This window comes from Buttiauxella noackiae ATCC 51607, from assembly GCF_001654865.1.
Lineage (GTDB): Bacteria > Pseudomonadota > Gammaproteobacteria > Enterobacterales > Enterobacteriaceae > Buttiauxella > Buttiauxella noackiae.
In genome coordinates this window covers 45,824-59,126 of the sequence record NZ_LXEO01000003.1, presented here as the reverse complement: position 1 = coordinate 59,126, position 13,303 = coordinate 45,824, and the positions used below count along the sequence as shown (strand labels likewise).

Below are 13,303 nucleotides of genomic sequence, written 5' to 3'. Positions count from 1 at the left end.
GTGGATGACACCTGCGGTTTATCCACCCTACGATTGATGATTTACGTAGGGCGGATAAGCACCGCGTCATCCGCCATTTTTTTAAACAGAAGTCACAACCTCAGATGCCGCTTCACGACGGTCGAGCACATGCTTCACGACAAACATCGCGCCCATCATCAAATAGGCGGTGACAAACATCAGCGAACTGCCCTGCGCAAAACCGACCACCGGCGCATGAATCACGCCAAACAGAGCCAGCAACGCCCCGACTACCGCCGCAACCGCGCCGCGTAACGGTTTGTTGATAATCGCGAAGATTGCGACGCAACCCCACAACATGCTGGCGAGCGGTGCGCCGTTACCCAAATGCACCAGTCCCTGGTAAAACACCCCTTTATGAGCCAGCGCTTCCGGGCCGATTTTCGCAGCCGATGTCCCGGCCGCTGCCATCACGCTATTCACCATGGTCAGCGCCCAGTTTGCTATCCACGGGAACAGACAGATGAAGATAACCGGCACCTCTATTTTCGGCGTTTCTCGCACCACCTGGTTTGCCGTTACCACGCCGATAAACACCAGAATCGGCACAATGGCAGTCATCGGAATAATGGCCAGCATGAATGCACCGAGGCCAAATAGCGGCACAATAAACATCGTCACACCTGACGCCAGCGTGTAGCCGATACTCGCGCCCATCGCCTTCCAGCCCGCATGACCAACGTACACCGTCACCGGGAACGGGTTACCCATCAGACAACCGAGCGTTGAAGCCAGGCCATTGGTCAGCATCACTTTACGGGTGTTGTACTCATCACCCGCTGCGTGGGCACTCTCAATGTTTTCCAGGTCGAAAATGTAGTTCGCAAGCCCCAACGGAACGGCCGATGCCAGGTAAGGCAGCGCATGAGGTAAGCCTTGCAGGAAGCTATCAACATGAATCGATGGCGGGTTAAAACCGAATGATGACATCGACGCTTTAATCGCTTCCGGGCTTTGCAGGCCGGAAATCCACGCCAGCGCAGTACCCGCGACCAACAGCAATAAGCCGGTTGGAATACGGGCAAAAATCGGCTTTTTACCAAACCAGTTGATGAAGATAAGCAGCAGAACGATGAAGGAAACTGTAGGTGCTTCAAATGCCTGCAACATCGGGTTCATCGCCAGCAACAGCAGACCTAAACCTGATAAACACGAAAGCAATACAGTACGTGGGATCATCTTACGGATGGTTTCGCCAAGGAACGAACCGCCCACCAGAATCATCGCTTCAACAAAACACCACACCAGGCCAATCTGAATCGCAAACTCAGCGTCGCCAGTTTGCTGGTAGACCGGCATCAGCACCAAAAACGTCACGGTAAAGATTGACGGTGCGCTTGGCCCGGAGGGCAGCGCCGTCACATCTTTGCGCCCTGTCTCTTTTGCCAGTTGCAAACCAAACCAGGCGTAGCAAACGCTCGCGACCAGCACCGCCAGCCCGAAGGCTGGCGCAATGCGCCCGTAAACAATTTCTGTCGGGATACCCACCACAAAAATGAGTAACCCCATCATGGTCAGCAAGTTGGTCAGGTTGTTAGTCATCAACCCGAAATATGCCGCCCAGTCACCGCGTTTCCACTCAAGCTTAACGTTTGTCATCGGGGTATCCCTCAGAAAGAGTAACGCTCACCAAAGGCGAGCAGAGCCTTCTCAAAACATTCAAACGGCGGATGGACAATCCCGGCGCCAATCATGCCGATGCCCGCATCTTTGTGGGCAATGGCCGTGTTGATAACTGGCAAAATGCCGCTGTTGCCCACACGCGTAATATCAATGGCGGTTGGAATACCCATAAACGACAGCAATGGAATGGTGACGTTCGGGTTTTCACCCAGCGTTATCTCACGCATCTGGCGCGAGAAATCGATAGCTTCATCCACGGTGCCCCCAACCAACGCCACAATTGCCGGAGCCGTTGCCATCGCAAATCCGCCGATACCGTAGGTTTCAGTAATCGCGCTATCGCCGATATCCAGGCCAGAATCTGCCGGTTTATAACCCGCAAACATCGGGCCAATCACCTGCTGAGCCGGGCCGGTAAACCACTGCCCCGGCAGGCCACTAACACGCAGCCCAAACTCCACGCCGTTACGCGCCATTGTAGTAACCACGGTGCTGTATTCGATGCCGTGCGCCGCATCCATTGCCGCTTTGCACATCGCCATCCACGTTGGGCCGGAGAAGTAGTCGCTGCTGGCGACAAAATCGAACACTTCTTTCTGTTGTGCGACGGTGAAGTTGGTCTGAATGATCCACGGCGTGAGCGCCTGAATCAGCAATGTGGTGCCCGCGTTATTGCGGTTGTGGCACTCGTCGCCCATATGCAGTGCTTGCGCCAGCATCAAACGCAGGTCGATTTCACCCGCAAGCTTCATGGCATCTCGCAGCATTGGGCCGAGCACATCACGCATCCAGAAAAGGCGGTCGATAACACTCTGGTCGTTAGCGCCCATGCGCAAGATCTTCGCCATCTGCTCGCTGAGGTTGGTATAAGCGCGGTTGCCGTAAGTTTTGTTTTCGACGATATGCATAAACATCGAGGCAGAAGTCACGCCCGCCATCGAACCCACGCAGTCGTGTTCGTGGCAAGGCGAGAAGATAATCTCACCTGATGCTGCCAGCTGCGCGGCCTCATCAATATTCGCCGCCAGGCCTTCAAACACCAGCGCTCCGGTGACAGCGCCTTTCATCGCACCACACATATCTTCCCAGGCAACAGGCGGCCCGGCGTGAAGAATGGTGTTACGCGTCATGCCCGGAACCACGTTAATCGCCTGGTCGTAACCCACCAGAACAGGCTGTGACTGGATGATGCGCTCGACGGCCTGTTTGTTGGCCGCAGCTACTTTTTCGGCAAGTGCCGGAGCGGCGATGGAGTCTAGCGCGTTAACGACCGCTAAATTACCCTGCCCCGGTGGCGTCCAGTCCAGTTGTGTAACGGGAACGCTCTGCTTTTTCAAATCGTCGCTGAACATTGCAATGCCAACGTTAATCACGTTTAGCGGTTGGGTGAATAAACTCATTGTGCTTTCTCCTTGCAAACAAACTCACGCGCAAGCAAACCGGTGTTGGTGCTGCTACTTGCCCAGATAACGCCCGCATCCGTCAGCATCTGGCACTGCTTTTCAAGCGAAGGGGTATCCAAATCGGTGCCCAACACGTAGCCCAGAATTTCCAGGTTGCGCTCTTCACGGGCAGCAATGGCTTTCGCTTCTTTGATGGCGTCAAGCATCACACCAACCGGGTCCTCATGGGAGCCAAAGCCCAGGACGAAGTCCATAACAATCACGCCAACTTCCGGGTCACGCGCTTCCTGCAACAGGCGACTAATACGGTTGGTTGGGTCAATCATCGGGTGCGGTTTGCCGTTGGTGAAATCGTCATCGCCAAAATCGAGGAAGGTGTGGGCGATGCTGACATTCACGTCTTTGAGGCGGTATTCAGGATTCGGCTGGATATTGCTGTAAACGTCCGGGTATTTTTCCAGTGCCGCAAACATCGCTTCGTCACACAGCGTGCCGCCACAGAACAGCGCACGAATGTACTTTTGCTCAGGTTTCATGCGCGCACGGACTTCTTCAATCAACGGCCAGTTGAGCGGGTGTAAGTCCAGTGACTCTTTTTTAATTCCGGTCAGCAGAACGGCTTTCAGCGCGGCTTCTTTCGTCGCACGGGCAAACTGCAAACCTGCTTCATCTTCACGAGCGTCTGTAGTACCGAGGAAGCAAACTACCACCGGTTTGCGGCAAGCTTTGGCCCTCTCCAGCACTTTACGTGCTACGGCTTCAGCTGGTGGCTTGGAAACCAGAACAATCACTTCAGTTTGCGCGTCATCTTCCAGCATGTGGATTGCATCGAGCATCATGATGCCGCCGATTTTCTCGCTTAAATCGCGCCCGCCGGTGCCGATGAGTTGTGAAATACCGCCGCCAAACTCATGAATGCGCACGCTCAATTCCTGGCTGCCAGTACCGGATGCACCAACGATACCAATCGAACCACGGCGCACAGCGTTGCCAAAGCACAGCGCGGCACCGTTGATAATTGCAGTGCCGCAGTCCGGCCCCATCATCAGCAAGCCTTTGCTGTGAGCGAGTTGCTTGAGCGCCAGTTCGTCATCAAGAGAAACGTTATCGGAAAACAGCATCACGTTGAGATCATTTTCCAGAGCCTGACGCGCTTCACGGGCGGCAAATGCGCCGTTGACGGAAATCACCGCAAGGTTAGTTTCCGGGATATTGTTATGTGCACTAGCAAGGGTTGCGTAACGCGCTTCGTGACGTGAGCTACCGCTGTCTTTGCGGGTGAAGAGCCCTTCAATGGCTTCAAGCGTGGCGTCGTTCGCCGTATCGCTCGCGCCTTTAATCACAATCATCAGGTCGCCGTTTTTCGCCTGTTCCAGCTCGTCGTTTAACAAGCCGAGGTTTTTCAGTACCCCTTTGTTCATCTCGGTCGCCATCGCGACAAACGCCTGTTCCACACCCTCAAGCTGGTTGGCTTTGGTTGAAATAGACATCAGTGAGACAGAATCAAAATAGGTATTCTTTTTAATCACAATCCTGGTCGACATAATTTCCTCCGTTATTTCGGGTCAAAAAGAAGGCATCCGCCATGCCGCAAAGCATGTCGCATCCTGAACTTGACCCTATTTTTTTAATTTCGTTAATAGACCGCTGAATATTGTCTAAATCACCATTGACCACCTGATAAATAAAACCATAAATAGTTTCACGATAACGTTGATCAATAGCTTCACGCAGCGTAATAGCGCTTAGCTGCGTGGTTTTATGCTTTTCTCTCTCCAACACGGAAATAAAAACCTCACGATATTTCCGCGCGGGGTGCCCGGCAATAAATAAAACCGCACTTAATCCCGCCAGATAATCATCACCGGATGGTGTCAGCCCAATACCTAAACCCAGCAACCCACTTATTTCATTTTCAATCGCAGCGCAATTCCCTTTATTTAGCGCTGATATAAGCTGCTTGCGGTGTAATTGCAGCAGGCGACTCGTTTCCTGGTAAAAAATATTATCGCCATGAAAATAAAATAGTGACGAACTTTGTATGACACTGGCCTGTGTCATTTGTGCAAGGTTTTGCCAGTCGGTCTGTTTTATTCGTGTGTGGCTTAGAAAAAGCGCTTCAGGTTCCCAGCGTGTACAGCGCGAGAAATCGATGCGCTTATCTGTGCCAATATCAATGCCGTTACTGTGAAAACTAACCCGTTCACCGGGCTTAAAATGGTTCTGACAATGCTCTACTGCTAAACGACAGCTATTTGGTGCGTTATCACAATCGGTACTGAGCAGAGTGAAGATTTGTTGCCTGGCAGGGAGCTGAATATTCACCGCCCGGTCAAACACCTGCTCAACATAACCTTTTGTTTCACCGTATAAATCCGGGGCGAAAAAAGCGCTATCTGCCGTTTGTGCAAAAAGGCACTGCCGCTGAAGATATCCGGCGATAGTGCATCTCCTGTTCAGGCCCCGGCGTTAACCAGCAGCTCGGCAATCTCGTGGTAACCTTTTTCACGCGCAAGAGACAGTGGCGATTTGCCATATTTATCGGTCATGTGCGGGTTGGCACCGTGATCGAGCAGTAGTTTGACGATCTCTTGCTGTTTCGCCCCACCATCATTGAGCACGATGGCTTCAAGCAATGGCGTCCAACCTACAAAATTAGTGTGGTTAACGTTAATTTCAGTGCGTGTAACTAACTCACGGACAATTTCAACGTGACCTTTTTCGCTGGCAGGAGTAATTCCCACGCCACCAAAGCGGGATAAACAATTCAGATCGGGATTTGCTGGTAATACCAAACGTAATAATGTCAGGTCGTTATTAAGACAACTCAGCAAGAAGGGATTAAAACAGGTTTGATCTTGTTTATTGATATCAGCACCGGCTCCAATTAAATATTCCACACAGTCATATTTTTTGTGAAGGCTGGCCAGTGTAATTGCGGTACGCCCCTGGCGATTGGTGGCGTTAATATCTGCACCATCACTGAGACATTGTTTTAGATTTTCCAGATGCCCCTGCTCTGCTGCACTTAGAAATTCTGCAATAAGTTCTTTCTGAGACATATCCATACTCCCATACTTTGCTATTTCTGATGAATTGAGAATAGCAACACTATGACCGCTTTAACATCCGTTTAAAATTCATTCATCGTTAATGACAGCATTGTTGAATAACTTTCAACAATGTGAGCAAAATGTGCGATAGAGCAATCTTTTACCTATGATAGAAGAGCTTTCAGCGCCCTTTATCTCTCACTATGAGGAACGCCTTCAGCCCTTGCAGATAGCGGGATAAATGAGATTCAAGAAGTGTGATGCTCTTCAAATCAGTTGTAACGGTAGTGTTAAATATGGTTCAAGTAAAAGTCGCGGATCATAAGGAATACAAATACATTCAACAATAGGATTGGGTAGCTGTCGGATGACGCTGCACTTATCCGACCGACGGGAGTGGCGCATGAATTCCATTTTTACCGAAGAGAACCTGCTGGCTTTCACCACCACGGCGCGGCTTTCAAGTTTTAGTAAGGCCGCGATCGAACTGGATGTCACCACCTCCGCCATCAGCTACACCATTAAGCGGATTGAGACGTACCTTGATGTGGTGCTGTTTGTGCGCAATACCCGCAGTATTGAACTGACCGAATCCGGTTTCTATTTCTATCGCAAAGCGACCGAACTGCTTAACGATTTCCATGCCATAAAACGCGGTGTTGATACCATCTCGCAAGGCATTGAGGTGAAGGTACGTATCTGCATCAACCAACTGCTTTACACCCCGCGCCACACGGCAAAGCTGCTGCAAATACTCAAAAAGCAGTTCCCTACCTGCCTGATTACTATCACCACCGAGGTGTACAACGGGGTGTGGGACTCAATTATCAATAACCAGGCAAATATTGCGATTGGTGCGCCGGATACGTTGCTCGACGGTGGTGGGATTGATTACACGGAAATCGGCGCGATTCACTGGGAATTTGCTATCGCCCCAACCCACCCGCTGGCATTTATGCCGGAGCCCATTTCTGAAAGCCAGCTGCGCCTGTATCCCAATATCATGGTTGAAGACACGGCGCTGACGCTCAATAAAAAGGTGGGATGGCTGCTGCATGGGCAAGAAGCGATTCTGGTGCCCGACTTCAACACCAAGTGTCAGTGCCAGATTCTGGGAGAAGGCGTTGGTTTTTTACCGAGCTATATGGTGCGCGAGGCTCAGGATAGCGGCCTGTTGGTGACACGCCAGATAAACAACCCACGCCAGGATTCACGAATGCTGCTGGCAACCCAGCACGCCGCCACCGGGCAGGTAACCCGCTGGATTAAAAAGCAGTTTGCGCCGGGCGGGTTGCTGACGGAGATTTATCAGGATTTGTTGCATCGGGATTGAGCAATAACACGTCGAGAAACAAAGGTGGATGTCGCGTACGCTCGTCCACCCTGCAAACTTATTAAATCTTCAGCTTCAGCTGCTCCGCCACACGTTTTGGCAGCGCAAAGCGGCAGGTTTTCAGTGGGTCAACTACCTGGCAAATCTGCAAATCACCGCTGATGCTCAGCAGGTTGATGGCGTCAGGCAATGTCACATCAGTGTTGTCGGCAATAAAGTGCGCCATATTGCGCGTAGCAAGTGCGGCAGCGTCGTCCAGCGTTAATGCTGATGCCAGCGTGAAGATGGAGTCACCGTTTTCCAGCATTGGCGTTGGTAAGCGGCGGTTTTTAATCACGCTAAGATTCACCACCACATCACCAGCCACTTCCAGGCCACACACCGACACTTCCCCATCGCCCATTGCCGCATGCAGATCCCCCAAGGCAAATAACGCCCCTTCGACATTAACCGGCAAATAGAGGGTGCTACCGGCGGTGATCATCTTGCAATCCATATTGCCGCCGTGGCTATCCGGCGTACCGCAAGAAATCGCCTCACCCGCAGGTGCTACACCGATTACGCCAATCATCGGGTTAATCGGCACGCTCACCCCACCAGGCAATTGTGCTTCACCGTTATCAATCGGCACCACCAAAATGCGCGGTTCGGTAAGTTCATCACCAATCACGCCAAGTTGTGGAGCAGTCACCATCACCGCCTGATTGCCACGTAGCTCGATGCTTTTAATTTCAACTTTCAGCACATCACCTGGCTGTGCGCCTTCAATAAACACCGGGCCGGTGGCGGGGTTAATGCGCTGCCAGTCAAGCTGGTTAAATACAGCATCAGCCGTCTGAATCTGATCAGAAAAGCAGTCGCAGGTAGCAAAGCTGACGTCTGTATTGGTTGAAATCGTCGCAACAGGCGCGTTTTCACGGCTCATAGCGTAAATGACCTGGGTGTTGGCAATTTTTAACATAGTGAATCCTGATTGTGTGTCTGAAGTGTTAGCGATACAGCTTTTGTTTTAGTCTGATTTTTATAGCAAGTTAGCGCGCGGCTGTCAGGAGTCAATCCCTTTCCATCCGGCAAATACCAGGCAAAACGGCCTTACTCCGCACAGTAAATGCACACACTCTATTTATGGTTATTAAAAAAAACAAAACTCTACTCATTAAGTAGCGGTTTGTTACCCAATGTTTAGCGATTTGATTTTACTCAATAATCCTTCTTTTTTAGTTGCTATTTTCGCCGTCATTCATACGTCATAACAATGAGGTTAGGATGGACGTCAGTCGCAGAAAGTTTTTTAAAATCTGTGCAGGCGGGATGGCAGGGACAACAGTAGCCGCTCTTGGTTTTGCACCGAAAATGGCGCTCGCGGAAACACGCAACTATAAATTGCTGCGTGCCAAAGAGACGCGTAATACTTGTTCCTACTGTGCCGTTGGGTGCGGTTTATTAATGTACAGCATGGCCGGGGATGGCTCAGGCAATGTCAAATCCAGTATTTTCCACATCGAAGGTGACCCGGATCACCCGGTAAGCCGCGGTGCCCTTTGCCCGAAAGGCGCAGGTTCTCTCGATTATATCCACAGCGAAAGCCGTCTGACTTACCCGGAATATCGCGCGCCAGGCTCCGACAAGTGGCAGCGCATCAGCTGGAATGATGCCTTAACGCGCATCGCCCGCCTGATGAAAGACGACCGCGACGCAAACTTTGTTGAGAAAAACGAACACAACGTGACGGTGAACCGTTGGCTGACAACCGGGATGCTCTGCGCCTCGGCCGCCAGTAACGAAAACGGCGCGCTGACCAACAAATTTGTTCGGTCTCTGGGTATTCTTGGCGTAGATAACCAGGCACGCGTCTGACACGGACCAACGGTAGCAAGTCTTGCTCCAACATTTGGTCGCGGTGCCATGACGAACCACTGGATCGACATGAAAAATGCCAACGTTATCGTCGTGATGGGCGGTAATGCGGCAGAAGCTCATCCCGTTGGTTTCCGCTGGGCGCTGGAAGCGCAAAAAAACAACGATGCGAAAATTGTCGTTGTCGATCCGCGCTTTACCCGTACCGCTTCAATTGCAGATGTCTATGCCCCAATCCGTTCGGGCACCGATATTACGTTCCTGCTGGGCGTGATTCTGTATTTGATTAACAACAATAAAATTAACGCCGAATACGTTAAGCACTACACCAATGCCAGCCTGCTGGTACGTGACGATTTCAGCTTTGACGATGGCCTGTTTAGTGGCTTTGACGCCGAGGCGCGTCAGTACGACAAAACCAGCTGGAACTACCAGTTTGATAGCGAGGGCGTTCCGCTTCGCGATGACACCTTCACGCACCCGCGCTGCGTCTGGAATCTGCTGAAAGAGCACGTTTCCCGTTACACGCCGGATGTGGTGGAAAATATCTGCGGCACACCGCGGGAAGATTTCCTGAAAGTCTGCGAAGTGCTGGCCTCCACCAGTGCGGTTGATCGCACCACAAGCTTCCTCTACGCGCTGGGCTGGACTCACCACACCGTAGGCGCGCAGAACATTCGCTCCATGGCGATGATCCAGTTGCTGCTCGGTAATATGGGCATGCCTGGCGGCGGCGTTAACGCGCTTCGCGGCCACTCCAACGTGCAGGGCATGACCGATATCGGCCCGCTGGCTACCACGCTTCCGGGATATCTGGCACTGCCGAACGAGAAACATGTCGATCTGCAAAGCTATCTGGATGCCAATACGCCAAAAACTGTGGTGCCGGGACAGGTTAACTACTGGAGCAACTATCCTAAGTTCTTCGTTAGCCTGATGAAGCATCTCTACGGCGACGCTGCGACCCGCGAGAACCAATGGGGTTATGACTGGTTGCCGAAGTGGGATCAGCCTTACGACGTGTTGCGATACTTCGACATGATGCATCGGGGCAAAGTGAATGGTTATATCTGCCAGGGCTTTAACCCGATTGCCTCCACACCGGATAAAAACAAGCTGGTTGCCTCGCTCAGCAAGCTGAAATACATGGTCGTTATCGATCCGCTGGTCACAGAAACCTCTAATTTCTGGCAGAACCACGGCGAAATGAACGACGTGGATTCCGCGAGCATTCAGACCGAGGTCTTCCGCCTGCCGTCCACCTGCTTTGCCGAAGAAGACGGTTGTATCGTCAACTCAGGCCGCTGGATGCAGTGGCACTGGAAAGGCGCGGATGCGCCGGGCGAAGCGCGTACCGACGGGCAAATACTGGCTGGCCTGCTCCATCATTTGCGCGAGCTTTATCGCCAGGAAGGCGGCAAAGGCATCGAGCCGCTGATGAATATGAGCTGGCACTATGACCAGTTCTTCCACCCTTCTGCTGAAGAAGTCGCGAAAGAAAACAACGGCTATGCACTAGCGGATTTGTACGACGACAAAGGCAATTTGCTGCGTAAAAAAGGCGAGCTGCTGGACTCCTTCGCTCAAATGCGTGACGACGGCACCACCTCTTCAGGCTGCTGGATTTACGCCGGAAGCTGGACTGAGAATGGCAACCGTATGGCGAACCGCGATAACGCGGACCCGTCTGGATTGGGCACCACGCTTGGCTGGGGCTGGGCATGGCCGATGAACCGCCGCGTGCTGTATAACCGCGCATCAGCAGACCCGCAAGGTAAACCGTGGGATCCAGAGCGTCCGCTTATAGAGTGGAACGGGCAAAAATGGGTCGGCTACGACATCCCGGACTTTAACAACTCACCGCCGGAAGCCAACGTAGGGCCGTTCATCATGCAGCAGGAAGGGCTGGGGCGTCTGTTCGCGCTTAATAAGTTGGCAGAAGGGCCGTTCCCTGAGCACTACGAGCCGTATGAAACGCCGCTGGGCACTAACCCACTGCACCCGAATGTGGTGTCTAACCCTGTGGTACGCATATTTGAAGCCGACGCGAAGCGCCTGGGTACGCATAAGGACTTCCCTTATGTCGGTACAACCTACCGCCTGACGGAGCACTTCCATACCTGGACCAAACACGCACGGCTTAATGCCATTGCGCAGCCGGAACAGTTTGTGGAGATAAGCGAAGGGTTGGCAAAAGCGAAAGGCATCACCACCGGTGATACCGTGAAAGTCAGTAACAAGCGCGGCTTTATTCGTGCCAAAGCGGTAGTGACACCGCGTATCAGGACGCTAAACGTCAATGGCCAGCAGGTGGAAACCATTGGTATTCCGCTGCACTGGGGCTTTGAAGGGAGGACGCAGAAAGGCTATCTGGCCAATACGCTGACGCCTGGCGTAGGCGATGCCAACTCGCAAACGCCGGAATTCAAGGCGTTTCTGGTTAACATTGAGAAGGCGTAAGGAGCGAACTCATGTCCATGCAATCTCAGGATATTATCAAGCGTTCGGCTACTAACGGCTTTACGCCACCGCCGCAGGCTCGTGACTACAAAGATGAAGTCGCAAAGCTGATTGACGTCTCAAGCTGTATTGGCTGCAAAGCCTGCCAGGTCGCCTGTTCCGAGTGGAACGACATCCGCGATGAGGTGGGACACTGCGTGGGGGTGTACGACAACCCCACCGATCTGAGTGCCAAATCCTGGACGGTTATGCGCTTTAGCGAAACCACTCAGAACGGCAAGCTGGAGTGGCTCATTCGTAAAGACGGCTGTATGCACTGCGAAGATCCGGGCTGCCTGAAAGCATGCCCGTCTGCCGGAGCTATCATTCAGTACGCTAACGGCATCGTCGATTTTCAGTCGGAACATTGTATTGGCTGCGGCTACTGTATTGCCGGTTGCCCGTTCAACGTTCCGCGCCTGAATAAAGACGATAACCGCGTCTACAAATGCACGCTGTGCGTGGACCGTGTGAGCGTAGGCCAGGAACCTGCCTGCGTGAAAACTTGCCCGACCGGTGCCATTCACTTTGGCACCAAGAAGGCAATGCTGGAGTTGGCTGACCAACGCGTGGCAACGCTGCAAAAGCGCGGCTATCAGCACGCGGGACTCTACAACCCTGAAGGCGTTGGCGGCACGCACGTGATGTATGTTCTTCACCACGCTAACCAGCCGGAGCTGTATCACAACCTGCCGAAAGCACCGCAAATTGATACCTCGGTCAGCCTGTGGAAAGGGATCCTCAAACCGTTGTCGGCGGCCGGTTTCATCGCCACCTTCGCCGGGCTGATTTTCCATTACATTGGCGTCGGGCCGAACGAAGAGGTGGATGAAGACGAGGAGGAACATCATGACTAAGCAGAGCAAGATGATTGTCAGGACGAAGTTTATCGACCGCGCCTGTCACTGGACGATGGTGATTTGCTTCTTCCTGGTATCGCTCTCCGGCATCGCGCTGTTCTTCCCGACGCTGCAATGGCTCACGGAAACCTTCGGTACGCCACAAATGGGCCGCATTCTGCACCCGTTCTTCGGTGTGGCGATCTTTGTGATGCTGATGTTTATGTTTGTGCGCTTTGTGCACCACAACATTCCTGACAAACACGATATTCCGTGGGTGAAGGGCATTGTTGAAGTGCTTAAAGGCAATGAGCATAAAGTGGCGAAAGTTGGCAAATACAATGCCGGGCAGAAGATGATGTTCTGGACCATCATGAGCATGATTTCTGTGCTGCTGGTGAGCGGAGTTATCATCTGGCGTCCGTACTTTGCTGGGTTCTTCCCAATTCAGGTCGTGCGCTACGGCCTGCTTATCCACGCTACATCAGCCATTATTTTGCTCCTTGCGATTATGGTGCATATGTATATGGCGTTCTGGGTAAAAGGGTCAATAAAAGGGATGATCGACGGCAAAGTTAGCCGCCGCTGGGCGCAGAAACACCATCCGCGCTGGTATCGTGCCATTGTTGCCAAAGAAGCGAAGAAAGAGAGTACCGAAGGGCTGTAATTCTCCTG

General features: G+C 52.4%; 10 protein-coding genes. 4 read left to right on the top strand and 6 right to left on the bottom strand.

What is annotated here, in order from left to right:
* Window positions 1-81: 81 nt before the first annotated feature.
* From M979_RS01335 to M979_RS01315, 5 genes are all read right to left on the bottom strand, one after another.
* On the bottom strand, window positions 82-1,620 hold the full coding sequence (locus tag M979_RS01335; protein WP_064553246.1) for a hypothetical protein: 1,539 nt from the start codon (window positions 1,618-1,620) through the stop codon (window positions 82-84).
* 11 nt (window positions 1,621-1,631) lie between these two features.
* Window positions 1,632-3,044, bottom strand: coding sequence for a YlbE family protein (locus M979_RS01330; RefSeq protein WP_064553244.1), 1,413 nt, complete (start codon window positions 3,042-3,044; stop codon window positions 1,632-1,634).
* Window positions 3,041-4,591: an acyl-CoA synthetase FdrA gene (gene fdrA / locus M979_RS01325; protein WP_064553242.1), complete on the bottom strand. Its 1,551-nt coding sequence runs from the start codon at window positions 4,589-4,591 to the stop codon at window positions 3,041-3,043. Before fdrA ends, M979_RS01330 begins: the two co-directional genes overlap by 4 nt.
* The gene (locus M979_RS01320) at window positions 4,569-5,372 is read right to left on the bottom strand and encodes an oxamate carbamoyltransferase subunit AllH family protein (protein WP_064553271.1); all 804 of its coding nucleotides are present in this window, start codon (window positions 5,370-5,372) and stop codon (window positions 4,569-4,571) included. The genes fdrA and M979_RS01320 overlap by 23 nt, the downstream gene beginning before the upstream one ends.
* Window positions 5,373-5,503: 131 nt before the next feature.
* A complete protein-coding gene (locus M979_RS01315) occupies window positions 5,504-6,109 on the bottom strand; it encodes an ankyrin repeat domain-containing protein (protein ID WP_064553240.1) in 606 nt (201 codons plus the stop codon).
* Window positions 6,110-6,503: 394 nt separating this feature from the next.
* Here M979_RS01315 and M979_RS01310 point away from each other — a divergent pair, with 394 nt between their 5' ends.
* Complete coding sequence (locus tag M979_RS01310; RefSeq protein ID WP_064553239.1) at window positions 6,504-7,433, top strand: LysR substrate-binding domain-containing protein; 930 nt, start codon at window positions 6,504-6,506, stop codon at window positions 7,431-7,433.
* Between the two features lie 61 nt (window positions 7,434-7,494).
* Here M979_RS01310 and M979_RS01305 read toward each other — a convergent pair whose 3' ends face one another.
* Window positions 7,495-8,394, bottom strand: coding sequence for an acetamidase/formamidase family protein (locus tag M979_RS01305; protein ID WP_064553237.1), 900 nt, complete (start codon window positions 8,392-8,394; stop codon window positions 7,495-7,497).
* Between the two features lie 305 nt (window positions 8,395-8,699).
* Between M979_RS01305 and fdnG the strand changes: the two genes are divergently transcribed.
* From fdnG to fdnI, 3 genes are read left to right on the top strand one after another with little or no spacing between them, the layout of a single operon-like run.
* Window positions 8,700-11,750: a formate dehydrogenase-N subunit alpha gene (gene fdnG, locus M979_RS01295; RefSeq protein ID WP_157093190.1), complete on the top strand. Its 3,051-nt coding sequence runs from the start codon at window positions 8,700-8,702 to the stop codon at window positions 11,748-11,750.
* Between the two features lie 11 nt (window positions 11,751-11,761).
* The gene (gene fdxH, locus M979_RS01290) at window positions 11,762-12,646 is read left to right on the top strand and encodes a formate dehydrogenase subunit beta (RefSeq protein WP_064553233.1); all 885 of its coding nucleotides are present in this window, start codon (window positions 11,762-11,764) and stop codon (window positions 12,644-12,646) included.
* Window positions 12,639-13,295 carry a formate dehydrogenase-N subunit gamma gene (fdnI, locus tag M979_RS01285; RefSeq protein WP_064553231.1) on the top strand — a complete coding sequence of 219 codons (657 nt, stop codon included), beginning with the start codon at window positions 12,639-12,641 and terminating at the stop codon, window positions 13,293-13,295. Before fdxH ends, fdnI begins: the two co-directional genes overlap by 8 nt.
* Window positions 13,296-13,303 lie beyond the last annotated feature (8 nt).

What these genes read in the sequence shown, in the direction of transcription:
- fdxH (WP_064553233.1), top strand. Translation starts at nt 11,762, where the DNA reads ATGTCCATGCAATCTCAGGATATTATCAAGCGTTCGGCTACTAACGGC.
- fdnI (WP_064553231.1), top strand. Translation starts at nt 12,639, where the DNA reads ATGACTAAGCAGAGCAAGATGATTGTCAGGACGAAGTTTATCGACCGC.
- M979_RS01330 (WP_064553244.1), bottom strand. Translation starts at nt 3,044, where the DNA reads ATGAGTTTATTCACCCAACCGCTAAACGTGATTAACGTTGGCATTGCA.
- M979_RS01305 (WP_064553237.1), bottom strand. Translation starts at nt 8,394, where the DNA reads ATGTTAAAAATTGCCAACACCCAGGTCATTTACGCTATGAGCCGTGAA.
- M979_RS01315 (WP_064553240.1), bottom strand. Translation starts at nt 6,109, where the DNA reads ATGTCTCAGAAAGAACTTATTGCAGAATTTCTAAGTGCAGCAGAGCAG.
- fdrA (WP_064553242.1), bottom strand. Translation starts at nt 4,591, where the DNA reads ATGTCGACCAGGATTGTGATTAAAAAGAATACCTATTTTGATTCTGTC.
- M979_RS01335 (WP_064553246.1), bottom strand. Translation starts at nt 1,620, where the DNA reads ATGACAAACGTTAAGCTTGAGTGGAAACGCGGTGACTGGGCGGCATAT.
- M979_RS01310 (WP_064553239.1), top strand. Translation starts at nt 6,504, where the DNA reads ATGAATTCCATTTTTACCGAAGAGAACCTGCTGGCTTTCACCACCACG.